Origin of the sequence: Pedobacter sp. W3I1, from assembly GCF_030816015.1 — a bacterium.
Lineage (GTDB): Bacteria > Bacteroidota > Bacteroidia > Sphingobacteriales > Sphingobacteriaceae > Pedobacter.
In genome coordinates this window covers 6,165,315-6,189,196 of sequence record NZ_JAUSXN010000001.1, presented here as the reverse complement: position 1 = coordinate 6,189,196, position 23,882 = coordinate 6,165,315, and the positions used below count along the sequence as shown (strand labels likewise).

Here is a 23,882-nt window from a genome sequence, read left to right as displayed (position 1 = left end):
AACTATGCATATTTTTTATACACCAGATATAACCCAAAATACTTACACACTTAACGAAGAAGAGAGCAAACACTGCGTTAGGGTACTTCGCCTTACTATTGGCTCGATCGTTAACCTGGTTGATGGGAAAGGCGGTTTTTACACTGCTGAAATCACCACTGATAATCCAAAAAAAGTTTCTTTATCTATTTTAAAAGTAGAAACTGAGTTCCATAAAAGAAATCATTACTTACACATTGCTGTTGCACCAACTAAAAATATCGACCGTATAGAATGGTTTTTAGAGAAAGCCACAGAGTTGGGCATTGATGAGATTACGCCAATTATTACCGATCGATCGGAGCGTAGGATAGTTAAAGAAGATCGTCTGAATAAAGTAATTACTTCTGCCGTAAAACAATCTATTAAAGCTTATCATCCTAAATTAAACGATGCCATTTCTTTTGATGCTTTTTTAAAAGAACCATTTGATGGTGATAAACTAATCGCGCATTGTATCGATAACGGTGAGAAACAATATATATCCAAACTTGTAGCTCCACATCAAAAATATTTAATTCTTATTGGTCCTGAAGGAGATTTCACACCTGATGAAGTTAATTTAGCTTTGAACAAAGGCTTTAAAGCATTAACTTTAGGTGATAACAGGTTGCGCACAGAAACGGCTGCATTATCTGTTTGTTTTGAAATCAATTACCTTAACCGATAATCAATTTGAAATTTTCAGTTTTCAGTTTTCAATTTTCCAGGTTTCAGCTTTGGTCTTTCAGCTTTAGTCTTTTAGCTCTTAGCTTTGTGCTTTTTGCTTTTAGCGCTCTTCCACCAACCTACCGCATGGCCAAATTAAAGTATAACGGAGGTGGCGATTGGTATGCCGACAGAACAGCCCTGCCTAATTTAATTGCATATTGCAACGCGAATTTGAAAACTAATTTTTATGCTGAAGAAAGCATCGTTGAAGTAGGCTCAAAAGAAATTTTTAATTACCCATTTGTTTATATGACCGGCCACGGAAACGTAGTTTTTAATGATCAGGAAATTAAAAATTTAAGGCAGTACCTTATAGGTGGTGGCTTTCTTCATATAGACGATAATTATGGATTGGATAAATTTATCCGCCCGCAGATGAAAAAAGTATTTCCGGAACTTAGTTTTGTCGAATTGCCTGCTAACCATGCAATATATAACCAGAAATTTAAGTTTCCGGGAGGCTTGCCCAAAATCCATGAGCATGATAATAAAAGACCTCAAGGGTTTGCACTGATATATAAGGGAAGAGTAGTTTGTTATTATACCTTTGAATGCGATTTAGGGAACGGTTGGGAAGATTTTGGTACTTATCCTGAAGATACCCAGGAAACAAGGACAAAGGCGCTAAAAATGGGCGCGAATTTAGTTCAGTATGCTTTAACTCAATAGTGAATGTATAAAGTAAAAGTAAACGATCAGTTTTTATTCGAAATTGAGCATAATGAATCGGCCTTGCTGGTAAATGGCGATCCTGTTCAGCTTGATCTAGCTACGCTGCGCAATAGCAGCACCCATGTTTTATATCAGAATAAATCTTTTAATACAGAAATCGTTGAGCTCAACAGAGTAGATAAAACCTGTAAAGTAAAGGTTAATGGTCATATTTATCAGATTAGCATCGAAGATCAGTTTGATGTTTTGTTAAAACAGCTTGGTCTGGATAATTTAACCGCTAATAAAGTTTCAGAGATTAAAGCACCGATGCCCGGTTTGGTATTAAAGGTTTTGGTTGAAGAAAATGCTGAAGTAAAGAAAGGCGATAACCTATTGGTGCTGGAAGCGATGAAAATGGAAAACATCTTAAAATCATCAACCGATGGTGTGATAAAGAAAGTTTTGATTAAGCAGGGCGATAAAGTAGAGAAGAATCAAATTTTGATTCAGTTTAAGTAGTGTTTTTATTCCTCACGACCTAAGTTATCTAAATAGTCGTCATTTCGAGCGGAGTGCAACGCAGTCGAGAAATCTGTTTAGGTAGATCTCTCCATTCCGCTACACTCCAGTCGAGATGACGATTTTTTCTTTGAATCCAGTCCAGACTATATCATATAAAAAAATATAAAGCATAAAAAGAAAAGTCCCGATAATGTCGGGACTTTTCTTTTTTATTTACCTCTACTAACCCTATAAGGTTTTTGAGGTGGGTTTTTAAAACTTCTTTTTCCTGCAGTACTAATCTCTGGAGCGCCAAGCATCGTCATGGCACAACGGAAACCAACTTCTGCTGATGATTCATCTTGTTGCATAAAACGGCGTGTTGCCGGGTTTAACCAGTAAGCCATATCGTTCCAGGAACCACCTTTATAAACCCTGGATTTATCGTTTACCAGCGTTACACCTTCTTCATTTAATAAGATGTTTTGTCTGTCACGATAACCTCTTTGATCGGCTTGATAGCTGGTTGCTGCTATCGGAGATTGTGGATCAGTCGATTTTGAAATCGAATCAGAACGTTTCGCCTGCGCCTGTTTTTCTGCCCAGGTTTGTTTTCTTCCAGCATAAGCATTTTCCTTAATCGGATTGCCATATTTATCCAATGCAATTTTTCCGCTTTGAGAATCTTCTAGTTTTTTATTAGTGAAGTAGTTACCACGATAAGGGTTAAACGCATCAGCATCCGTAAATGTACCTGTTCTGTACACATCATTAACCCATTCGTTCACGTTTCCTGCCATATTGTATAAGCCGAAGTCGTTTGGTGTATATTGAATAACCGGAACAGTTAAATCTCCTTTATCATTTAATGAACCGCCAACACCCATATAATCGCCAGGTGCTCTTTTAAAGTTGGCCTGAATCATACCTCTGGTTTTCTTTTTGGCAGAACTAACACCTAAACCATTCCAAGGGTAAATTTTATTCTGATTGATGTTCTCATATTCCGTATTACCAATTAAGCCTAAAGCTGCATATTCCCATTCTGCTTCTGTTGGTAAACGGTAAGGTTGCATAATTACACCATCCTCTAGTGTTGCAGTTCTTCGTGGTTGGTTGTTTTTCCCACCAGTTGCAGCTGTTGCTGTTCCGGCAGTTGTTGTAGCAGCACCTGATCTGGTATTGTAATCTATTGGTGCATTTTTGCCTTTGTCATCATATTGGCCATTTAAATACGCATCTGTATTAAATGGTTTGTCTGGTTTTGGAGTCGCTGCAGCTGTAGTAGCAGCAGTATTGCCTTTTCCATTACCAGCTAAAGTTTTATAATCGGTTAAAATTCCTTTTTCGCGTAGAATAAATTCGTTAGCTCTCGAAGTTCTCCATTCGCAGTAACGTGATGCCTGCTCCCATGAAACGCCTACAACAGGGTAATCACGATAGGCTGGGTGCCTTAAATAGTTATCTACATAAGGTTCGTTATAAGATAATGCACGGCGCCATACTAAAGTATCAGGAAGCTCATTATAATAAAACTCACGATCTTCAGGGTAGTTATATCTGATCCAGTGCAGGTATTCTAACCAATCGGTATTTGATACCTCGGTTTCATCCATGTAAAAAGATGGCACAGTAACCTGTCTTTTATAATTATAAATGTTTGGTTCAACACCTGGAACCTCGATGGCACTACCACCCACAACTAAAACTCCACCTTCTATTGGAATTAAGCCAGGCCCCGGAGCTCTCTTGTATTGAGTAGCTACAGCAAAAGCACCAGATTGGTTGTTTTTGCTTTTCCTATCGGCGTAAGGAATACCTGTTTTACTAGAACTGTTCCCTCCTTTTGAGCTACAACTCGCAAGTAAGGCGGCTAATGACAAACAAGTAAAAGAATATAGTAATAGTTTTTTCATATAGTTCGTTGGGAGTATCGGCCCTGTAGAGATTCAACCGATAAAATTAAACAATTTTAAATGAATATATAAATAATGTGATAATAAAATATCGATTATATTTTTGAGTGATAACGTATTATTTTATTTCGTATTGTGTCTGTTTACTTTTTAAGTTAAAATTAGGCTAAATATTTATAAATAAGCAAGATAAAAAGATTAATTGGTAATTGTAGAGCGGTGTCAATAAGCTATTGGCTTAGTAGATAGGATTATTTTTATTAAAATGCGGACCTTATGAATTATTAATATTTTTGTTTTTTGGGCTACTATTTAATCTCTTGCAGATAAAAAAGAGTACTGTACAATTTATAAAGTTGTAAATAAATTAACCATATTTGATTTAAAGATTATGAAGGCCAAATTAGCAAATTGAACAAATAATTTTTTTATGGGAAAAAAGAAAATAGCTTAATTACGATGCTAATCGACTACTAGTTATAAGTTTACGTTTTACATAGGTACACGGGTATGTAAAAATCGTAGGTTTAATTAGTAAATAATCATAGAATTCGTAATTTGGTGAAATATAAGGTTTGGTTTTACGTTACAGAATATATTCTCCAGTTATTGCTAAATACCCAAATCTAAAATTACGTACCTTTAAAGGATGAATTTCAAGTACATCAGTAAACTTGCTTTTTCTGCACTCTCAATGGCCTTGGTGTTTGGTAAAACAAATGCTCAGGTTACCATAGGCAATACTCAAACAAATGGTAGTGAGGCAAACAACATTGTAACAGCAGTTCCATTTCTGCTTATAACACCCGATGCCCGTGCTGGTGCAATGGGCGATGCCGGCGTGGCCGTTGCAGGTGATGTAAATTCGGCCAGTATTAATGCGTCTAAACTTGCTTTTTTAGATAAACCTTACGGGTTTTCAGTTTCATATAGCCCATGGTTAAAAAGCCTGGTGCCTGATATTAATCTCGCTTATTTAAGTGGTTTTTATAAATTGGATGACCGCAATACCATTGGTGCATCTTTAAGATATTTTTCTTTAGGCTCCATCCAGCTTACTGATATCAATCAACAGGACCTGGGTATTTCCAATCCAAATGAGTTGGCTTTTGATGTTTCTTTCGCCCGTAATTTTGGTAAAGAGTTTTCATTGGGTACTTCATTAAGATACATTTATTCAAACTTAGTTTCAGGCCAGTTTTCATCTTCCGGACAAGTACACAGTGGAAATGCGGTAGCGGTTGATGTTTCGGGATTATATAAAACAGCTACAACATTATTTGGTAAACAGGCTGTTCTTTCTGCTGGTGCCAATATTTCTAACATAGGAACAAAAATGAGCTATTCGGATGGTGGAGAGAATTTCTTTTTACCTACCAATTTTAAACTAGGGGGAGCGTCTACAATCACGATGGACGATTTTAGTACTTTAACCTTCGCGCTCGATTTTAATAAACTTTTGGTGCCAACGCAACCTATATACGATTCGAACAATAACATCGTAAGTGGAAAAAATCCAAACCGCTCGGTTCCTGCAGGGATTTTTGGTTCGTTTAGTGATGCTCCTGGTGGTTTTAGTGAAGAACTGAAAGAAGTTGGAATTTCTACAGGATTGGAATATTGGTATAATCAACAATTTGCCGTTAGGGCTGGATACAACTACCAAAGCCCAATGAAAGGTGATAGCCGCTATTTTACCTTAGGACTTGGGTTAAAATACAACGTTTTTAACATCGATTTCTCTTATTTAATTGCAAATGCACAAACTAGTCCACTTGCAAATACCTTACGTTTTGGTCTATTGTTTAACTTCGGCGAGAATAAAAGCAAAAGATAAAAAGACTAAAGCAAATAAACATGAAAATTAGAGTAGGTTTCGGATTCGATGTACATCAGTTAAAAGATCAGCATCCATTTGTTGTTGGTGGGGTTACATTAGATCATCATAAAGGCGCTTTTGGGCATTCAGACGCTGATGTTTTGCTTCACGCCATTTGCGATGCGCTTTTAGGTGCAGCCAACCTTCGCGATATCGGTTTCCATTTTAAAAATACAGATGATAGGTGGAAAGGCATCAGTAGCATCATCTTATTGAAAGAAACGGTTAAATTGCTGGCCGAAAAAGGTTGGCAGATTGGCAATATCGATGCGATGCTTTGTTTAGAAGCACCAAAAATTAATCCCCATATTCCTGCTATGCAACAAAATATTGCTGATGCAATTGGAATTTCTACCGAAGACATTTCGATAAAAGCAACAACCAATGAACAAATGGGCTTTATTGGTAGAGAAGAGGGCGTTGTTTCTTATGCCGTTTGTTTAATAGAAAAACCTTAATCAAGTTTAAAATTTTCTGGCAGTTAGATAAGAAATCGGTAAGCCAATACAGAAGATTAGAATAACAGCATTTAAAATTGCCCGCTCGTAATTAAACGGTACAGCTGGTATTTTAGTTAGTGGAACAATCAATAGCGTCATGATGGTCCACACTACAATACCATAAATTATTCCTGATAGGATGATATTCTTCCGTAAAACAGGTGTTTTTGTTGATGCTATTGTAAAAACCAATGTAAAGCTAAAAGCAATAAAGTAGTGTAAAACTAATCCAATAAGCGCCGTTTTAATCCCTCCGGCAAAAGCTTTTGTTCCGAAGATAGCGCTGGCGATATATTGAAATACTCCCATAAAATTCATCTTTCCTAAAAATATAACGGCCGCCAGTCCATCTAATGTTCCGGCAACAAGCGTAGTTAATAATACCTTTTTAAAGGAAAATGGCATTTGGTTAGATTTTTCCATTAACAATAATAATAATTTTTTAAATAGCTTGTTATGAATTGTTTATGTTTTTCGTTAAGGGAGGGGGTAGATAGCGAAAAAAGAAGCCAAGTTTCAAAAAAACTTGGCTTCTTTTTAAATAGTCTTTCCATTAAGACCCTGAAATAAATTCAGGGTGACGCAGCGATAAATATTAAGCCACTTGCTCTTTAACGTTTCCTGTTCGCTTTAACGTTCCCCAGGTTTCCAGTTCTCCCTTTATTGCTTTTCTGAACGAACGGAATAGCACAACATACATTAATTGTCGCCAGAAAAACCGTTGTGGGAAAAGGTAAAGTAAATTCGTGTACTTTTCTTTTTCCATTCTGAAAGCAATTGCAGCAAAGATCATATCTACAACGATAAAAATAATGTAGTAGAAAAGCACCTGACCGAAACCATTGTGCAGACTTAAAATCCCTGAAAATCCGGTTAGGGTTAAATTGTTTATAGCGCTTAGCGAAAATAGGCCGCTAATTAACGAGATAAACATAAAAAGATCGGCAAGTGGAGAAAATAATGGTAAAATAATCTGATAGATCAAGATATTTGGCATGCCTACCATTCCAAAATAGCCATACTTCTTGTTAAGCAATGTTTTTCTGTTTTTCCAGAAACTTTGCATTACACCGAAACTCCAGCGGAAACGTTGTTTAAGCAACATGCTCACCGTTTCTGGCGCCTCAGTATAAGCAATTGCAGTATCACAGTTTTTTACGCGGTAACCTGCTTTTAAAATACGCATGGTTAAATCGCAGTCTTCGGCAAGTGTATCAATGGTAAATCCGCCGATCTCTAAGATCACATTTTTTCTAAAGGCACCTATTGCCCCTGGTACAACGGTAATTGTATTTAATAAGTCGAAGGCCCGTCTATCCATATTTTGAGCCGTAATGTATTCGATTGATTGCCATTTGGTAATAATGTTGTTGGCATTTCCCACTTTTACCGTTCCGGCTACAGCTGCTATTTTCTTACTATAGAAATAACGCATCAATTCGGTAACGGCATCGTCTTTCAACTGGGTATCGGCATCGATACAGATCACAAACTCAGCACTGGCTTTTGAAATACCATAATTTAAAGCTGATGCTTTACCTCCATTTGCTTTGCGGAAAACCTTTACCTGAGGATGATTTCCGAAATGTTCATTAATGATTTCGAAGGTTTTATCTTTCGAACCATCATCAACAAAAATTAATTCAAAATCGGGGTAAGTGGTTTTTAAAAGACTGTTAATGGTTTGTACAGCAGTAACTTCTTCATTGTAAGCCGGAATGATAATGCTCACTTTCTCTGATGGATTTGTTATTAATTTACCCGCATAGCGTTTCGCTCTTTTTCTTTGTCTGATGGCTAAATAGGCAATAAATATGGTTCTTAAGATCGCAAGCACAATAGCAACGGAAAATATGATGTTTAAAATCATGTTTCCATAGTAAAAGAAATTGATGAAAAAGTAATCACCTGAGCCTGAAAAACCGCTATTTGCGGTAGATTTAACTGCCGGCATGAGTTCTGATCTTTTTTTGCCCATTAAATCGCCGACTGTTGTAAAAGTATAACCTTTGGCTTTGAAGAATTTTATAATCCGGGGTAAGGCTGCTACAGTAGCCTCACGATTTCCGCCGGCATCATGCAGTAAAAGGATATTGCCGTTGTCTTGCTGTTTTACCACCTCATTAAAAATCTGGTCGGCAGTTTTGCCCGGTTCCCAATCTTCGGGATCGATATATTCACCGATATTGATGTAATTCTCTTTACGGCTTTGTGCAACCGGTAAAATTTCGGAAATATTTTGGGGTTCGGCATCGGCATTAAATGGTGCACGGAACAGGATTGTGCTGTGGCCGGTAACGGCTTCAATTAACCTACGGGTAGCGTTCAGCTCGAATTTTACACGTCTGGGGCCAATTGCCGACATATCCGGGTGGAAAAAAGTATGGTTTCCAATTTCGTAACCATCATTATATTCCTGTCTTAACAATTCCATGTTTTGCTCGGACATAATGCCAACAACAAAGAAACAGCCTGGTACTTTTTCCTGTTTCAAAATATTTAACACCTGTGGCGTATAAACAGGATCGGGACCATCATCAAAGGTTAAGGCGATTTTTTTATCGGCCTCTCCAAATCTTTTAATTACGTATTGCTCTGGGAGTCGGGTATATTTTTGATCGGCAATAGAGAAATTGTCTTTATTTAATGTAAATTTTACACTACCCGGCGTAGGAGTAGAGATCAGATCCAGAATTTCACCATCACCTAAGTAGGAGATGCCACCCATATTTAACGAAGCAATTTTACGTAAATCGAATGGTTTTTTCTTTAATGTATCCAGACTAAGATCATTAGATATAAAAGACCATAAGCGCTTGTCTTCCGAACCTAATCGCCATAAGGCTACACCAGCAATATCCCAATCATCAGCCTTGCGGATTAAGTTAAAATAGGTTGCTGCATCAGTAAAGTAAACTTCATGTTTAATTCCACTTCCATCATTATAGGTGTAATTTAAATTGGCCGAAGCAGGATTGAAGTTTATTTTACTTTTGTAATTAACAGCTGTAGTCATTGCATCTTCATAGGTAATCGGTTTACCAATACTATTGTTTGGCCAATCGTAACCATAACAGGCCAAGGCCAGAATTACTTTGCTGGCATCTACCTTACTACAGATATCATCCAGTTTTTCTTCTACCCATTCCTGGTGTGAAATATCACCCGCATTACTTTGTTCAGTGTGCTGATCGTAGGCCATCAGTACGAGATAATCGTTATATTTTTGAAGGATTTCTGGTTTATAATCGTCGTTTTCGGGTGAAATATCCTGAGACACAATCAACTTCTCGGCGTGAAATTGGCTGTAAAGATTTTTCATAAAAGTATTAAAGCTGTCACCATTTTCGAGATTAAGTTCTTCGAAATCTATATTGATGCCGCTGTAGCCATATTTTTTGGTAATTGCAATGAGGTCGTAAATCAATTTTTGCTGTGCAGGCTGATCATTTAATAGTCGTCTTACCGCTGCGCCATCCCAATGATCTTTATTAAAGTTAGAAACTACCGCAATTGCTGATTTTTTGGCTGTATGGATTACCTTCAAAGCGGCAGTATCAGCTTTGTCAACAATAGAATCACCATTTAAAAAGAATGATTCTGTGGCTACCATATCCAAATGGCCTATATTACGTTTTAAATCCGATATTGATCTTTCTTTACTTGCCGCCCAGCTTACGTAAAAAGCCATGTTTATACGTTTGTTATTGCCATGATGGGTTAAAATGCGATATTCACGATCTTTTTTGATTTTTTGCAGTTTAGATTTTTCGATGGTGAAATCTTTGTACTGTTGCGATTTCTTTAACTTCTCTAACTGTTTTTGTGTTAAGGGTGTATTGGTATTAATAAATGGCAAATTGGGTGCCTGTACTGAAGACAGTGTGTACACCACGCAGATAATTGCGATAATGAAAACTAAAAAAAAAGTGCGGCTTACCCAGGTAAAGGCATGCCAGCGTCTCTTAGTCTCAGTTTGAAATATTTGTTTTCCGGACATTTTTCTGTTCTGATTTATAATCAAATGTCACTAACGAATATGAAGATTGTATGAATGATTAATGGGGAGTGGTTGAGATGATAGTTCCTGAGATATCGTCATTTCGACCGCAGCGGAGAAATCCTTTAACATGGTTCAAGGATTTCTCCATTTCGCTATGCTTCAGTCGAAATGACGACCGACTTTTAAATCTGTCATTGGTAACTTGTTTCAGGATCTATTTAGTTCTGTTAATTTTGAAAGGGGGGCAACTGGGTTATCCTGTAATATACCGTCACAAAAAAAGCCGACAAATTTTACAAAAAATGCCGGCTCAAAAATATAATTTATTTAAACCTTTTTACTCTTCTAAATAACCAAATCTACCTTGGTTATAATCTTCAATGGCCTGGTGGATTTCGGCCTCTGTATTCATTAAAAATGGACCGTATTGAGCAATTGGTTCGTCTATCGGTTCTCCGCTTAAAATCAAAACAACACTGTTTTCCAAAGCTTCGATTTTTATTTCTTCACCTTTATTTTTGAAGTGCACAAAATCATCTACAGATGCGGTTTCAGACCCGTTAATTTTGATCGAACCTTCAATCACCATAAATCCGGTATTAAAGTTTTCGGGGAAGTTAAATCTAGCTTCGCCGCCTTTATTTAACCTTGCATTATACAGTTCGATTGGAGTAAAGCTATTTGCATTGCCTTTTAAACCATTATAATTACCAGCAATGATCTCGATTTTCCCTCCATTTTCTGGAAGGTCAAAGTGAGCCATATCGGCCTGTTTAATTGCCTGATACCTTGGTTTACCCATTTTGTCTTTAGCAGGTAAATTAATCCAAAGTTGAACCATTTGAAAGGGACCTCCAGCTAAGCTGTACTGCGTTTCATGATATTCTTTATGTAATACACCACTTGCAGCGGTCATCCATTGTACATCACCTGGATAAATTACTCCGCTATTTCCGGAACTATCATGATGTGCAACCGCACCATGATAGGCAATAGTTACCGTTTCAAAGCCCCGGTGTGGGTGAATACCAACGCCTCTTGGTTCTTTCCTGGCAGAAAATTCAATCTTTGAGCCATAATCCATTAAGAAAAATGGACTCATGTTGATTTCGTAACCGCTTGGAAAAAAATTGTGTACCCTAAAGCCATCGCCAACCATATGTGGGGCAGGAGCTTTTAATACTTTTTCTATTTGTTTTGTTTCCATTACCTTTTATAATTAGATAAGGCATGGGGCTAAGCGCATAGTGCCGCCATACGCTTAGCTCTACGCGCTATGCTTGTTTAACAAACTGTAATTCGCCTAAAATGCGAACTTCTTCACTTACCATTACACCACCAGTTTCTAATGCAGCATTCCAGGTTAAACCGAATTCGGAACGGTTAATTTTTCCGCTTAAAGTAAACCCTGCTTTGGTATTTCCCCAAGGATCGGTAGCAATACCACCAAATTCTGCAGTTAATTTTACTGGTTTAGTTTCGCCTTTAATGGTTAAATCACCTTTAACGATATAATCGTCACCATCTTTTTCTACTGAATTGGATTTGAATTCGATGTGCGCAAATTTTTCGGCATCGAAAAAATCACCACTTTTTAAGTGATTGTCGCGATCTGTATTTCCGGTATCAATTGAACCGATGTCACCTTTAAAAGAAATCTCTGCATTTTCAAATTCATCACCTTCAGATGATAATTCTGCTGAAAAAGATTTTAAACTACCGGTTACAGTAGTAATCATGAGGTGTTTTACTTTAAATTGTAATTCGCTGTGGGTTGGATCTAATGTCCATTTTGTAGTTGCCATATCTTTTGTTTTTTGAGATGTTTAATATTTACAACACAAAAGTACAGCACAGGTTTTTACTACAGATTGATGTATGGTAAGAAAGGGAAATAATTGAATGAGAGAGTAATAGAATGATTGAGTTATTAAATGACAGATTGAGTGAATGTTTAAATGATAGAATTATTGAATGTTAGGATTTAGCTAAACCATTCACTCATTCAAAACTCAATCATTCACTAATTCGTTATGGCCTAAAGTGTTTATTGGCCAGTTCTTTTCTTACCCGGCTTAGCGATTCTGGTGTAATGCCCAGATAAGATGCAATCATCCATTGTGGTACGCGTAGGGTAAGGTTAGGATAAAGTTTAATAAAATCGAGGTATCTTTCTTCCGCCGTTGCACTTAATAACATGTTAATTCTCTTCTGCATAAAGCGGATCGAATTGTTGAGTAGTTTGATTTGCATGGGCTGTAAGCATGGTACTTGTCTGGCAGCTTCTTCCATGAAATTGTTGGGCATTAATACGGCTTCGGTTGCTTCGATGGCATCGATAAAAAATATTGATGGCTCATTGTTCATGTTGTTACGGTCAGAAACCAGCCAGTTTTCGGGGGCGAACTGGAGGATGTGTTCTTTGCCTTTTGCATCAATTGAGTATGCCCGTAATAAGCCTTTGCCTACAAAATATCCGTGTTTAAAATTATCGCCGGTATATTGAACTATTTCGTTTTTCTCGAATTTTTTAACCTTTAAAACCGATGATATGCTTTCGAACTGCTCATCAGTTATCTCTATTTTTTCCTGTAAGTATTTTTGGAACTGATGAATCATAGAGGTAGGATGTTATTTTTTTACGGGCTTAATATCGGAAAAATCTACTCCACATTTGCAATTACCACCACATCCATCTTTTTTTACCTGTAAAGATTTAAAAACCAAACGGCCAACATATACCAGTGCTACCGCAAAAAGTAAAAAGACTAAAATCGTTTGAATATCCATGACACAAATATAAAGGGTTTTAAGAGGAAGGTGTTCAGCTAAATGTAAATATATTGGAGTACTATCAATAGTTAACCGCAAAGCATGCAAAGCATTTCGCTAAGAAGCGCCAAGTAGGGCGGATATTTTACGCTACATTTATGTGTGAAATAAATTTGTCGCCATTGTAGTATACTTTGTGTCCTTAGCGCCTTAACACTGCGGGCTTTGCGGTTAAAGTAAAGTTATTCCTCCATAAAACCAACTGTGCCACCAACCCAGTCGAAATCTGCATTATAGCGAACGCCGATCATTTTACCTTTGCTTAACCTGGCCAGGTTAATGCACAACTGAGGTTCGCCGCCATCGGGCCATAGGTACATCATTCTGATCTCGGCTTTTACACCGCCATCAGGTGCCTTAACTGCTGGCTCATAGCTCACTTTTCTTTGCAAAATCCAGTTTTCAGGATCTTTTATTTTGGTGATATCTGATTCAGTAATATCGATAATTACACCCATACCAGCAAAAGAGAATAATGGCTTAAGTACGTAATTTTCTAAATCTTTAGGGATAACCATTACTTCATTTAAAAAACGTGTTTCGGGCACAAATTCGCTTTTCAAGAAAGGCATAGTGTATTTGCTGATGCGATAAAACCAGTTTGGATGGGTTACCCATTCAATATCCAATTCTTCGCGTGGGTCAAAACTATTTTTGAAAATTTCAGTATTATTGGCCACCTCATCAAAAATAAGGCGGTTGTAAATTCTTTTTAACTGAATCTTTTTGCCATCCTCTTCGTAAAAGAGCTGTTTGCCTACTTTTTTAATGTCTTCCAGTGCCAAAATCTTAATGCCCAACAGTTTTTGGGTTACAAAAAAATCAATGGCTGTTTTTTGGTTGGGCGCATCTACATCCATTAGCGCCACCTCTTCTGGCAGGTGTTTGCCAATAATGACTTCTTTCAGCAGTCTAATGTACTGTTCTTCATTAAAACCATTTAAGAAATAATTTACCGAATGGCCGATTTCAAAACTGGTTTGAAAGGTTTTGGCCAGATGATGCTGAAAGCCATACAAGGAAGGAAATCCCTGCATTTCGATTAACATGGGAACAAGTTCTCCTGCTTCATTTTTACAAATACCAAAATCGAAAGTTAAAAAATGAGGTTGATCATTTTCATTAGGCACATTCCAGTCTTTTGGGATCGCCTTTTGGGTGAGTGCTTTAAAGTTTGGCTGTTTAATCAGGTTTATAATTTCTTCTCCTGCTGCAATTAACTTTTCCTTTAGTGCTTTCGGAATAAACACCGGGGTTTCTGCAACCCTGAAAGGAATTGGAGGGTAGCCACTTTGCAATTGAGTAAGAAAGTTTTTATACTTCTCACCCGTAAATTGTTGGTTGTATTTTTGGCGTTGAGCAGGTATCATAAGTTTTATTTGATTTTTGTTGCCCAAATCGTCATTTCGACTGAAGCAAAGTCCCGAACTTTCGGGAGAGAAATCTCTGAATTATTTTGTGCAATATTTTGCTTCGCAGAGCCTTCGGGTTCTCCACTGCGGTCGAAATGACGAATGATCAGAATGACAATCTCATTTGTTTACACTTCCTGCAAGTTCCCAATTGCTTTTTGTAAGAAATTAGGTAAAATAACGCTTTGTGTAAGCACAATCCTTGCCGGATCGTCTAAACTGTTTAACATATCCAAGTATTTTTGTTCGCCATGCATATCAACAATTGCTTTTTTCTTTTCTTCCTGAAGCAAATACATTTTCATGCCTACCGGATCGGCCTCTGGATGAAACTGTGTGCCAATGATCTCATCAGAAAAGCGGATCGACATCATGCATCGCTCTAAATCGACATGTTTGCGCTCTTTTTCAATGGCCAATAGTTTTGCGCCTTTTCTTTCAAAAGCTGCAAAATCTGGTTCGATCACCTGCCAATCTCTGCTGTCAACAGAAAAGAAAGGGTTAGTAATGCCATTAAAAATTTCGTCGTTTTCTCCATCTTCAGTTAAGGTAATCGGGAAAATACCAAAAGCATTTGATCGTCTTTCCGTTACGTTGCCCAATTCATATTTTCTACAAGCCAATTGGAAGGAATGGCAGATCAAAAAAGCATATTTTTTTCTTTCATTTTTATGGTTAAAGGCTTCTATCTGGTCCAAAAGATTGAAGAAATCGTTTTCCCATTGTTCTCCTTTACTTTCAATCGGGCTTCCTGGTCCACCACTAGAAATATAAGCATCATATCCGATGCCTGGTATTTCACCTTTTTGCCTTAAATCAAAAATATCAAAGCTTAAATCGATATTGTTTTCGTTTCTAAAACGGGATAAAATTTCCTGAATCCCCCGCATCCCCTGATTAGGTGCACCGTTATTCATGTCAATAACGGCCACCTTTAAGCTACTTTTATCCATTATAAAATTACTTTGCGCCTATAAGTGTTTGAGTAGTAATGTAATCTACCACCGCCTCAAAGTTACCAGTTTGCTGGTAAACTGCCAACTGCCGGTCTGCGCCCGTGCCATGTTCCAGAATTTTATGCACGTAATTAATGTCATCACGGCAACCTAAATCATCCACAACATCATCTACAAAATCCAATAATTCTAAAATAAGATTGCGGCAGTTTACTTCCATCTCTTTTCCAAAATCGATGAGGTTCCCATCAATTCCATAACGTGCAGCCCGCCATTTGTTCTCATTAATTAACGCCCTCGAATAACTGATAAATTCCATGTTCTGCAAACGTAATTTATATAGTTTGGCGCATAATGCCTGAAATAAGGCGGTAAAAGCCATGGTTTCATCAATCAGCATCGGGCAATCGCAAATGCGGAATTCAACCGTATCAAAAAATGGATGTACACGGATATCCCACCAAATCTTTTTTGCATTATCCATGCAATTGGTTTTGATGAGTAGTTTTACATAGTTATCGTAATCCTCTATGCTATTAAAAATATCAGGAATGCCGGTACGGGGAAATTTATCGAAAATTTTAGTGCGGAAAGATTTGTAACCGGTGTTCCGCGATTCCCAGAAAGGAGAATTGGTAGATAAAGCAAAAACGTGTGGTAAAAAATACCTCACCTGGTTGGCGATATGAATGGCCAGTTCGCGCGATTGGAAACCTACATGTACGTGCAGACCAAAAATGAGGTTAGAACGTGCGGCTTCCTGCAGTTCATTCACAATCTCGTTATAGCGGGGATGTTCTGTAATTAACTGCTTTTCCCAGTGTGAAAAAGGGTGAGTACCAGCAGCTCCAATCCTTAAGCCTTGTTCTCCGGCGAGTTGCGATACGGTATAACGCAATTGAGAAATCTCTTTACGTGCTTCGGTGGTGGTTTTGCAAATGCCAGTTCCAACTTCTACTACAGCCTGGTGCATTTCTGCCTTTACCTGGTCTTTGTGAATCTTTTGCGCAGCCTCTACAATTTTTTGGTCGTGAGAAGTAAGTTCTCTGGTAACGGGATCAATTACCATGTATTCTTCTTCTATGCCCAGCGTAAACTCGTTCATCCTAATATTGATTAAAATTAAATCCCAATTATTTTTTTGCTGCAGCTTTTTTAGGCTTTACAGCTGTTTTTTCTGTTGTTGCAGCTTTAGCCTTTTCTGTTGCGGTCGCTTTCTTTGGTGTGGCTGTTTTAGCCACCTTTGGTGCAGCCTTTGCAATTAACGGTTTACCACCAACCGACGATTTAATGTATTCGCCCCAGGTTAAATTATCCTGACCGTCTTTTTGTGTTTTTGCTCTTTCAATGGCATAATTTGCTGTGGTTTCTACTACCCAGTCAAAATTTTCCTGACCAACGCTTTTAATATCAGCATCAGGGGCAGGGTTACAGAAATCGATCGCAATAGGCACTCCATCACGCACCGCGAATTCAACCGTATTGAAATCGTATCCTAAATATTTACATAGTTTTAAGGTGTATTCTTCTACAGTTTTAAGCAATTTCGGATCGGGCGATTTACCTTCAGTTGCATACCGTAAATGATGTGGATTTCGTGGATCATACTGCATAATACGAACGTATTTGCCACCTATGCAATAACACCTGAAATATTCTTCAAAAATGATTTCTTCCTGCAAAAGCATTACCAGTTGTTGGGTACCGCTGTGTTTATCAAAAAAATCTTCTTTATCATGAAGTTTATAAACATCTCTCCAGCCACCACCATCGTAAGGTTTCATATAGGCCGGGAACCCTGTATATTCAAAAATGGCATCCCAATCTAAAGGCATGGTTAGGTTCGAAAACGATTCTCCAGTGGTTCCTGTAGGGTGTTCTCTAGATGGAATTAATGCTGTTTTCGGTACGGGAACACCAATTTGTTCGGCCAGGGCATTATTGAAAAACTTTTCGTCGGCGCTCCACCAAAATGGGTTGTTGATTACGGCAGTTCCGGTAATTGCGGCATTTTTTAACGATGCACGATAGAATGGTACATCTTGCGAAATGCGGTCGATAATTACCGAATAACCCAATGGCACATTCTGAAATATTTTGTCGATTTTAACAGCTTCGGCAGTAATGCCTTTTTCTGCTTTTTGATTGATTCTTTCGATTACGGCTTCAGGAAAAGAGCGTTCCTGTCCAAATAAAATCCCTATTTTTTTCATCGGTATATTAAGTTTAATTGTTAACCATTACGGTTAATTGTTTAACTGGTTAATCGGTTAATTGTTTGATAATTATAGCCTAAATCGACTCGGGACTTAAGACTGCCGACTTTGGTCTAAACTAAAGCTGTGCAATATAATCTGGAAACATCTCTCTCCAGATGGGCCAATCGTGATCGGCATTTTGCCTGATATCCAACCAGTGGTCGATGCCCTTTTTACTTAAGATTTCAGACAAACGCTCATTGTCTGGTCTGCACATATCATGGTCTGTTGTGCCCAAAACAATTTTCATGTAATGCAGCTCGGGGTTACTGTTGTTCAGCAGATAATCAACCGGGTTGTTAAAATAAACATCATCGTTGTAAAAGCCTTCCAGCTGACCAGAAATATCGAAAGCGCCGCTCATGCTAAACATATGGCTAACCAACCACGGATGCCGGAAAGCAAAATTTGCTGCATGATAACCGCCGAAGCTACAGCCAGCAGTAATGATTTTACTGTGCCCGGTTTCGTGCCTGGCCAAAGGCGCTACCTCTTCCAATAAATACTTGTCGTACCAGATGTGGTTTTTAACCCTGTCTGCGGGATGAATACTTTTATTATACCAGCTTAATTTGTCAACGCCATCCGGGCAATAGATCTTAATTTTTCCTTCGTTAATAAAACCCTCAACAGAATCTATTAACTTGAAATCTTTATTTTCAAAATATCGACCCATGCTTGTCGGGAACAGTAGAATAGGGATACCACCGTGACCAAAGATGAGCATGTCGATTTCGCCACTTAAATTCGGGCTGTACCATTTCTTATGTTCTTCTTTAACCATAATAAAAATTGAATGACTTAAGGTATAAATTAAAATCTACAAAAAGAATAGCTTAAGCCGTAAAATGATACAAATCAAAAGCGTATTGTAAAAATTAACCTATGATAATTAATAGTTTAGCAAGATTTGTACCTTTGCCCCGAATTATGAGGCGATAGCCATGTGATAGGGGATTTTGATTATGATGTACACTACAATTTTATCGGTAAAAGTTAACACCAGCCATTTTAAAATACCTTCAGCTTATTTAAAGCATGAGGTAGAAATAGATATTTACACGCCTGAAGGTATTTTGGGGAATGAGAAAATAGAGCTTCTTTTATTAAACGATGGTCAGGATGTGGCCAAAATGGATTTCCGCCGGATTTTAGAAGAGGCCCACCATGCCAAGAGAAACCATAGGTTAATTGTTGTGGCTATTAAGGCGTCAGAAGACCGATTAATGGAATATGGTGTGGCAGGTGTTCCCGATTTTAAGGGACGTGGAGCGAAAGCTAACCTTTACAGCGATTTTGTGATCAAAGAACTTTTACCTTTCGTTAAAAAGAAAATTGCAATGCCGATTACTGGCAAAGTGGGTTTTGCAGGATTTTCTTTGGGCGGTTTATCTGCTTTTGATATTTCCTGGAATAATCCATCAGCTTTTGATGTTGTCGGCGTTTTTTCAGGCGCATTTTGGTGGAGAAAAAAAGATTTGGCAGAAGGTTATACCGATGCCGACCGGATTATGCATCAGCAAATGGAAAATACTTCTACCAAGCCGGATATGAAATTCTGGTTAATGACCGGAACGGAAGATGAAAAGGCCGACAGGAATAAAAATATGATCATCGATTCGATAGATGATACGATTGATGTGGTTAAAATACTCTTGAATAAAGGCTATAAACGACCTGAAAATGTTTTTTATTATGAAAAAGTTGGCGGTAAACACGATGTTCCAACATGGGAAAGTGTAATGCCAGCCTTTTTAGATTGGGCATTCGAAGTTTAACAGCTTATAGCTTACCTAAAAGCACATTCATTTTTAAACTTAGTTTTTTTGCGCCGATTTCGTTAAGATGGTCGCCATCGTAAAAATCCTGGGCATGGAATGAGCTATCCTGTAAAAGATTGAAATACTTCACTGTACTATGTGCGGTATTCAGTTTCTTGATGGTTGAAAGCGTGGTATTCAGCTGGTTTTTGCTTAAATGTGATACATAAGTTTTATAAGCCGGGCTGGTAAACAACACCACCTTAATATTTTTGTGCGCTGCAAAGGCGATCATTTCATCCAATAAACGCAGGTTAGTTGAAAATTGAAGATTATCTTTTGCGGTATGTCGTGCTGCGGCTGTTACGCCACTTTTGATTAAATCTTTATGATTAATCGCTTTGTAACTCGATCCCCAACCCAGTTTACTGCAACTAATATCATTCTCCCCTCTAACATAATGGTTTAGAAGCCGGCTTAAATTGATGTCGAGTTTATTGCTCAGCATTTCTGTGCCGTTTAAAATGTTATGATCGGTATTGATATCATAATAAATGCGGTAGTTTTTTGCACGCCAAGCCTCAGGGCTATTTTCTAAACGGCCATAAAAAGAAAAATAATCAACAGGGATCACAATGTATTTTAAATTGGCCCATTGCTCATTATATTTTTTTAAAATTTCCAGATCATAATCAAATGATTGTGAAATATAACTCGCATTAAAACTCGATTTGATATACTTTGGATCGATGCCATAATATACATGAGAGCTTCCAAGAAATAAAATACTTACCTCTTTGGCATGGTGATCGAGATAACTTTTTTTGTATTCATAGTCATTTGGAATTTTTCTGATCAAAACTTCGAAAAGAACGCCTAACAGTATGATGGGAAATAGGAAGATGGCGATATATTTAGCGAATTTTTTCATAATTAAAATTGAAAGTAAATGAATTGCTGTTCTGCCCCGGCAAAAAAGAATATCACCAGAACAAGTCCGTAATAAATGCCCCACCTAATTGGTTTTGGCCACGATAATGCAAACCTGGCGATGGCGTATTGTTCCATTCTGCCATTCCATTCTATCAAAATAAATAAAGCTAGTAACAGAAATAGTTTAACCGGTAGTATTGCTGGAATGGTGAAAAAAGATTCGGAACCAATAGTTGATATGATGTTGAAAGCATGCTGTACCGAATTTGCCCTGAAGAATATCCAGGCGAAAACCGTTAAACCAAATGTTAGGGTGATTGTGGCAAATTCTTTTAGGGATGGAAATGTTTTTCCTTGTGCAACGGTATCGAGGTTCGATCGGTTGGTATTGAAAACAATGGATGGCATAATAAAGAGTGCATTCAGTAGTCCCCAGATGATGAAGGTCCAGTTGGCGCCATGCCAGAAACCGCTTACTAAAAAGATGATAAACGTGTTCCGTACTTTTACCCAGGTTCCGCCTTTGCTTCCACCCAAGGGAATGTAAAGGTAATCCCTAAACCAGGTAGATAGCGAGATATGCCACCTGCGCCAGAACTCGGCAATATCTCTGGAGAAATAAGGGAATGCAAAGTTTCTTAATAATTCTATCCCAAATAAACGTGCTGTACCTAAGGCGATATCAGAATAGCCCGAGAAATCGCCATAAATCTGAAAGGCAAAAAGGATGGCTCCAAGCAATAAAGTACTTCCTGAATATTCTCCAGAATGATTAAAAATGATATTGGCATAATTGGCACATTGATCAGCAATAACGATTTTTTTAAACAAACCCCATAAAATCTGTCGTAAACCATCAATCGCCTTGCTGTAGTCAAAAGATCTCTCTTTTTTGATCTGAGGAAGCAGGTGTGTGGCCCGTTCTATAGGCCCGGCAACCAGGAGCGGAAAGAAACTTACAAATAAAGAATAATCGATAAAATTTTTCTCTGCCGGTATCCGGTTCTTATAAATATCGATTACATACGACAAACCATGAAAAGTGTAAAACGATATGCCAACAGGTAAAATGACTTTTAATGTCCATGGATTTACCTGAAGACCAAAATTCGCAATGGCATCAGCAAAAGAACCGGCAAAGAAATTGTAGTATTTAAAAATTCCTAAAAACCCCAGATTAATGGAGATACTCAGCCAGAACCAAAATTTTTTGGACCTGTTATTTTTGCTTTCCATCATTTTTAAACCTGTGAAATAATCCAGTAAGGTGGAAAAAATGAGCAGGAACATAAACCGCCAATCCCAGCAGGCGTAAAAGAAATAGCTGGCACCCAGCAATAATATATTTTGAGCTCTTAGACGTTCTTTTCCCAAAACCCAATACAGGATAAAAACTATGGGTAAAAAAGCAGCAAAGCTAAAAGAGTTAAAAAGCATAGCGTTAAGGTTAATACTTCGTTTAAGAATAAAATTAACGCTTTGTGATGTCCGGTTAATACGATGAGTAAATTTGTACGCGGAATTGCTTAAAGGTGTAAAATATCTGTATAGTTATTTCACGGTATTTCTATCGCTATATTTTAGAAAGATCCCGGTATCGAAAATCGTCCACAAACAGCTTCTTTGCCCGCATGCTTTTAGTGCTGCATTCGCCCAGGTATTGCAGGTTTTAAAAATGCTGTAACTCCCTTTTGCTTCATAAAAGGCATCGCCAATATCGTAATGTACATTCGATTTTACATTCATCAAATGTCCTGCTTCATCTTTTTTGAAGCTATTTAAAATGTAATCAATCAGCTGTTGGTATTGCGTTTTGCTGATTATGATTTTCTTACAACTCGCATCTTCCTGTATGTTTTTGTAATAGGTAGTATGCATAGCAGATGTGCTTAAGCCTGAAATGGCTCTTAGCCCATTGCTGAGTTTAAGGTCTGAAAATTCTGGTGTTTCCAGGTAGAATTTCTTGTCGCCCCAACCCATCGCCAGGTATTGATAAGTGCTATCGGCTTCCAGCGTATTTTGATAACTGATTTGTTTTGTCCAGTCCATTTGTGCGTTAACAGCAGGAATAATGATATCGGTGTGTACGCCGTTAGTCATAATGTATATGGTAACTTCTTTAGCATTTGATGGATTGGCGTTTATGGTGATACGCGAACAACCAAAAGCGGTTAAAAAGTAAATTCCAATCAGTGCAATAAAAGCAATACAGCACCTGCCTGTATATTTTAAAAACCTTTTGTTCATTCCGGTTGGATTATTTTATCCTTAATACAACATTGATTATTTTGGTAACCCATTTGGCCCCAGATATCGATTTTATTGATGACGACATCGAAAAACATGATTTTTCGTAGCTTAAACTTATGTTTACTTTCACGCTATGATAAAGGGACTCTTTGAAACACATATTTATGTCGAAGATTTAGCAAGATCGATCGATTTTTATAGCAATACCTTGGGCTTAACACAATGCCATTATGAAGAAGAACGTAAAATTGCATTTTTCTGGATAGGGAAGCCAAAAGAAGCCATGCTGGGGATCTGGGAAAAACCAAAAGCTGAAATTGATATCAGACATTTTGCCTTCCGTTGCGACGTAGAAGATGTACTGAACAAATCAGTTAGCTTTCTCGAATCTAAAAACTTAAAGCCATATAATTTTCTTAACAATGGAAACCACGAGCCAATGGTTTTCGCCTGGATGCCTGCCATGGCCATTTATTTTAACGACCCCGACGGGCATGTATTAGAATTTATTGCCATTTTAGAGGGAGAGGGAAGGCCCGGGCTAGACGTAGTTTCTTACGAAGATTGGTTAAACATTAATATATCAACCCGCTAGCCTTGTTAGGGCTTCAGCCGTCGAACCCAAAAAATTGATGTGTTTGCCCTTATTGCTTTCGTAAATAAAATCTTTAATACTTTGGCTTTGATATGGACTAAAATCGCCAATAATAGCCAGGCTTACCCGGTAATTTGAAAACTTTTGGAGAATTTCTCCTGCTATTCCATTTTTAAGGTCAAAGAAATCAGGCGTTATATTGCGCTCATGGATAATGATTTTATCAAAACTCTGGTAGTATAAGTTTCCTAATAAATCTAATCCATCGTCTGCGTTATTAATAATGATTTCTTCCGAAATAATTTCGGCAATATTGGTATTATTTAGGGTATGTGATTCAATTTTCATCTGTTGATTTTAATAGGCGGTAAAGGCAATTACATTTCATTTCCGCTGCTAATATAAAAATTATGCTTTTATACGGAACATCTGGTTAAAATCTGTTCAATATGTTATAGCATTTTATAACGATATCAGCTTTTTAAAGCAAATTATTCTCCTATAATCATTCAAGAAATCGATAATGTTACCTATTCGTTCGCTCAGTTTGCTAAAATGTTAAATCAGTCAAACCGGAAAAGCCGGAGTGTAATAAGGAGAAAAATGTTGTGCTCACTTTCCTTTTAAAAATGAGATAATTACAACATTATCATCATATTAAATAGTGAGAGATATAGTAGAAA

The 23,882-nt window shown here is 37.6% G+C and carries 23 protein-coding genes; 7 read left to right on the top strand and 16 right to left on the bottom strand.

Annotation, left to right across the window (positions count from 1 at the left end; translation table 11 throughout):
- Positions 1–4 precede the first annotated feature (4 nt).
- From QF042_RS25370 to QF042_RS25360, 3 genes are all read left to right on the top strand, one after another.
- On the top strand, positions 5–709 hold the full coding sequence (locus QF042_RS25370) for a 16S rRNA (uracil(1498)-N(3))-methyltransferase (RefSeq protein ID WP_307532934.1): 705 nt from the start codon (positions 5–7) through the stop codon (positions 707–709).
- 125 nt (positions 710–834) lie between these two features.
- Positions 835–1,419 (top strand): DUF4159 domain-containing protein, encoded by a 585-nt coding sequence (locus QF042_RS25365; RefSeq protein WP_307533336.1) that lies wholly within the window; start codon positions 835–837, stop codon positions 1,417–1,419.
- A 3-nt stretch (positions 1,420–1,422) separates the two neighbouring features.
- On the top strand, positions 1,423–1,923 hold the full coding sequence (locus QF042_RS25360; protein ID WP_307532933.1) for an acetyl-CoA carboxylase biotin carboxyl carrier protein subunit: 501 nt from the start codon (positions 1,423–1,425) through the stop codon (positions 1,921–1,923).
- 212 nt (positions 1,924–2,135) lie between these two features.
- Here the strand turns inward: QF042_RS25360 and QF042_RS25355 are convergent, their stop codons facing one another.
- Entirely contained in the window at positions 2,136–3,821 is a 1,686-nt protein-coding gene (locus QF042_RS25355; protein ID WP_307532932.1) for an SUMF1/EgtB/PvdO family nonheme iron enzyme, read from the bottom strand.
- 649 nt (positions 3,822–4,470) lie between these two features.
- Between QF042_RS25355 and porV the strand changes: the two genes are divergently transcribed.
- Entirely contained in the window at positions 4,471–5,658 is a 1,188-nt protein-coding gene (gene porV, locus QF042_RS25350; protein WP_307532931.1) for a type IX secretion system outer membrane channel protein PorV, read from the top strand.
- 20 nt (positions 5,659–5,678) lie between these two features.
- Positions 5,679–6,158: a 2-C-methyl-D-erythritol 2,4-cyclodiphosphate synthase gene (gene ispF, locus QF042_RS25345; RefSeq protein WP_108197423.1), complete on the top strand. Its 480-nt coding sequence runs from the start codon at positions 5,679–5,681 to the stop codon at positions 6,156–6,158.
- A gap of 6 nt (positions 6,159–6,164) precedes the next feature.
- Here the strand turns inward: ispF and QF042_RS25340 are convergent, their stop codons facing one another.
- From QF042_RS25340 to QF042_RS25290, 11 genes are all read right to left on the bottom strand, one after another.
- Positions 6,165–6,623, bottom strand: a complete 459-nt coding sequence (locus QF042_RS25340; RefSeq protein ID WP_307532930.1) for a hypothetical protein — start codon at positions 6,621–6,623, stop codon at positions 6,165–6,167.
- 172 nt (positions 6,624–6,795) lie between these two features.
- The gene (locus QF042_RS25335) at positions 6,796–10,200 is read right to left on the bottom strand and encodes a glycosyltransferase (protein WP_307532929.1); all 3,405 of its coding nucleotides are present in this window, start codon (positions 10,198–10,200) and stop codon (positions 6,796–6,798) included.
- 340 nt (positions 10,201–10,540) lie between these two features.
- Entirely contained in the window at positions 10,541–11,410 is an 870-nt protein-coding gene (locus QF042_RS25330) for a pirin family protein (protein ID WP_307532928.1), read from the bottom strand.
- A 67-nt stretch (positions 11,411–11,477) separates the two neighbouring features.
- Positions 11,478–12,008: a YceI family protein gene (locus QF042_RS25325; RefSeq protein WP_307532927.1), complete on the bottom strand. Its 531-nt coding sequence runs from the start codon at positions 12,006–12,008 to the stop codon at positions 11,478–11,480.
- 226 nt (positions 12,009–12,234) lie between these two features.
- Positions 12,235–12,822 carry a Crp/Fnr family transcriptional regulator gene (locus QF042_RS25320; protein ID WP_029274727.1) on the bottom strand — a complete coding sequence of 196 codons (588 nt, stop codon included), beginning with the start codon at positions 12,820–12,822 and terminating at the stop codon, positions 12,235–12,237.
- Between the two features lie 12 nt (positions 12,823–12,834).
- Complete coding sequence (locus tag QF042_RS25315) at positions 12,835–12,993, bottom strand: FeoB-associated Cys-rich membrane protein (protein ID WP_082458743.1); 159 nt, start codon at positions 12,991–12,993, stop codon at positions 12,835–12,837.
- 224 nt (positions 12,994–13,217) lie between these two features.
- Positions 13,218–14,405: a hypothetical protein gene (locus tag QF042_RS25310; RefSeq protein WP_307532926.1), complete on the bottom strand. Its 1,188-nt coding sequence runs from the start codon at positions 14,403–14,405 to the stop codon at positions 13,218–13,220.
- Positions 14,406–14,575: 170 nt separating this feature from the next.
- A complete protein-coding gene (locus tag QF042_RS25305) occupies positions 14,576–15,400 on the bottom strand; it encodes a type 1 glutamine amidotransferase (protein WP_307532925.1) in 825 nt (274 codons plus the stop codon).
- A gap of 7 nt (positions 15,401–15,407) precedes the next feature.
- Entirely contained in the window at positions 15,408–16,508 is a 1,101-nt protein-coding gene (locus QF042_RS25300) for a carboxylate-amine ligase (RefSeq protein ID WP_029274724.1), read from the bottom strand.
- Between the two features lie 28 nt (positions 16,509–16,536).
- Entirely contained in the window at positions 16,537–17,616 is a 1,080-nt protein-coding gene (locus QF042_RS25295) for a RimK family alpha-L-glutamate ligase (RefSeq protein ID WP_307532924.1), read from the bottom strand.
- A 121-nt stretch (positions 17,617–17,737) separates the two neighbouring features.
- Complete coding sequence (locus QF042_RS25290) at positions 17,738–18,445, bottom strand: esterase family protein (RefSeq protein WP_307532923.1); 708 nt, start codon at positions 18,443–18,445, stop codon at positions 17,738–17,740.
- 181 nt (positions 18,446–18,626) lie between these two features.
- On the opposite strand from QF042_RS25290, the gene QF042_RS25285 reads away from it, so the two are divergent.
- Complete coding sequence (locus tag QF042_RS25285; RefSeq protein ID WP_307532922.1) at positions 18,627–19,439, top strand: esterase family protein; 813 nt, start codon at positions 18,627–18,629, stop codon at positions 19,437–19,439.
- 4 nt (positions 19,440–19,443) lie between these two features.
- On the opposite strand, the gene QF042_RS25280 is transcribed toward QF042_RS25285, so the two are convergent.
- From QF042_RS25280 to QF042_RS25270, 3 genes are all read right to left on the bottom strand, one after another.
- Positions 19,444–20,352: a hypothetical protein gene (locus QF042_RS25280; protein WP_307532921.1), complete on the bottom strand. Its 909-nt coding sequence runs from the start codon at positions 20,350–20,352 to the stop codon at positions 19,444–19,446.
- Positions 20,353–20,354: 2 nt separating this feature from the next.
- Positions 20,355–21,791 (bottom strand): MBOAT family protein, encoded by a 1,437-nt coding sequence (locus tag QF042_RS25275; protein WP_307532920.1) that lies wholly within the window; start codon positions 21,789–21,791, stop codon positions 20,355–20,357.
- A gap of 114 nt (positions 21,792–21,905) precedes the next feature.
- Positions 21,906–22,601 (bottom strand): TIGR02117 family protein, encoded by a 696-nt coding sequence (locus QF042_RS25270; protein WP_307532919.1) that lies wholly within the window; start codon positions 22,599–22,601, stop codon positions 21,906–21,908.
- Positions 22,602–22,737: 136 nt separating this feature from the next.
- Between QF042_RS25270 and QF042_RS25265 the strand changes: the two genes are divergently transcribed.
- Positions 22,738–23,199 (top strand): VOC family protein, encoded by a 462-nt coding sequence (locus tag QF042_RS25265; RefSeq protein WP_307532918.1) that lies wholly within the window; start codon positions 22,738–22,740, stop codon positions 23,197–23,199.
- Here the strand turns inward: QF042_RS25265 and QF042_RS25260 are convergent.
- The gene (locus tag QF042_RS25260) at positions 23,188–23,547 is read right to left on the bottom strand and encodes a DUF4180 domain-containing protein (RefSeq protein WP_307532917.1); all 360 of its coding nucleotides are present in this window, start codon (positions 23,545–23,547) and stop codon (positions 23,188–23,190) included. The genes QF042_RS25265 and QF042_RS25260 overlap by 12 nt on opposite strands.
- Positions 23,548–23,882: the final 335 nt, after the last annotated feature.

What these genes read in the sequence shown, in the direction of transcription:
- QF042_RS25280 (WP_307532921.1), bottom strand. Translation starts at nt 20,352, where the DNA reads ATGAAAAAATTCGCTAAATATATCGCCATCTTCCTATTTCCCATCATA.
- QF042_RS25315 (WP_082458743.1), bottom strand. Translation starts at nt 12,993, where the DNA reads ATGGATATTCAAACGATTTTAGTCTTTTTACTTTTTGCGGTAGCACTG.
- QF042_RS25370 (WP_307532934.1), top strand. Translation starts at nt 5, where the DNA reads ATGCATATTTTTTATACACCAGATATAACCCAAAATACTTACACACTT.
- QF042_RS25360 (WP_307532933.1), top strand. Translation starts at nt 1,423, where the DNA reads ATGTATAAAGTAAAAGTAAACGATCAGTTTTTATTCGAAATTGAGCAT.
- QF042_RS25305 (WP_307532925.1), bottom strand. Translation starts at nt 15,400, where the DNA reads ATGGATAAAAGTAGCTTAAAGGTGGCCGTTATTGACATGAATAACGGT.
- QF042_RS25275 (WP_307532920.1), bottom strand. Translation starts at nt 21,791, where the DNA reads ATGCTTTTTAACTCTTTTAGCTTTGCTGCTTTTTTACCCATAGTTTTT.
- QF042_RS25265 (WP_307532918.1), top strand. Translation starts at nt 22,738, where the DNA reads ATGATAAAGGGACTCTTTGAAACACATATTTATGTCGAAGATTTAGCA.
- QF042_RS25295 (WP_307532924.1), bottom strand. Translation starts at nt 17,616, where the DNA reads ATGAAAAAAATAGGGATTTTATTTGGACAGGAACGCTCTTTTCCTGAA.
- QF042_RS25310 (WP_307532926.1), bottom strand. Translation starts at nt 14,405, where the DNA reads ATGATACCTGCTCAACGCCAAAAATACAACCAACAATTTACGGGTGAG.
- QF042_RS25330 (WP_307532928.1), bottom strand. Translation starts at nt 11,410, where the DNA reads ATGGAAACAAAACAAATAGAAAAAGTATTAAAAGCTCCTGCCCCACAT.
- ispF (WP_108197423.1), top strand. Translation starts at nt 5,679, where the DNA reads ATGAAAATTAGAGTAGGTTTCGGATTCGATGTACATCAGTTAAAAGAT.
- QF042_RS25355 (WP_307532932.1), bottom strand. Translation starts at nt 3,821, where the DNA reads ATGAAAAAACTATTACTATATTCTTTTACTTGTTTGTCATTAGCCGCC.
- QF042_RS25335 (WP_307532929.1), bottom strand. Translation starts at nt 10,200, where the DNA reads ATGTCCGGAAAACAAATATTTCAAACTGAGACTAAGAGACGCTGGCAT.
- QF042_RS25290 (WP_307532923.1), bottom strand. Translation starts at nt 18,445, where the DNA reads ATGGTTAAAGAAGAACATAAGAAATGGTACAGCCCGAATTTAAGTGGC.
- QF042_RS25285 (WP_307532922.1), top strand. Translation starts at nt 18,627, where the DNA reads ATGATGTACACTACAATTTTATCGGTAAAAGTTAACACCAGCCATTTT.
- QF042_RS25325 (WP_307532927.1), bottom strand. Translation starts at nt 12,008, where the DNA reads ATGGCAACTACAAAATGGACATTAGATCCAACCCACAGCGAATTACAA.
- QF042_RS25340 (WP_307532930.1), bottom strand. Translation starts at nt 6,623, where the DNA reads ATGGAAAAATCTAACCAAATGCCATTTTCCTTTAAAAAGGTATTATTA.
- QF042_RS25270 (WP_307532919.1), bottom strand. Translation starts at nt 22,601, where the DNA reads ATGAACAAAAGGTTTTTAAAATATACAGGCAGGTGCTGTATTGCTTTT.
- QF042_RS25300 (WP_029274724.1), bottom strand. Translation starts at nt 16,508, where the DNA reads ATGAACGAGTTTACGCTGGGCATAGAAGAAGAATACATGGTAATTGAT.
- QF042_RS25365 (WP_307533336.1), top strand. Translation starts at nt 835, where the DNA reads ATGGCCAAATTAAAGTATAACGGAGGTGGCGATTGGTATGCCGACAGA.
- QF042_RS25260 (WP_307532917.1), bottom strand. Translation starts at nt 23,547, where the DNA reads ATGAAAATTGAATCACATACCCTAAATAATACCAATATTGCCGAAATT.
- QF042_RS25320 (WP_029274727.1), bottom strand. Translation starts at nt 12,822, where the DNA reads ATGATTCATCAGTTCCAAAAATACTTACAGGAAAAAATAGAGATAACT.
- porV (WP_307532931.1), top strand. Translation starts at nt 4,471, where the DNA reads ATGAATTTCAAGTACATCAGTAAACTTGCTTTTTCTGCACTCTCAATG.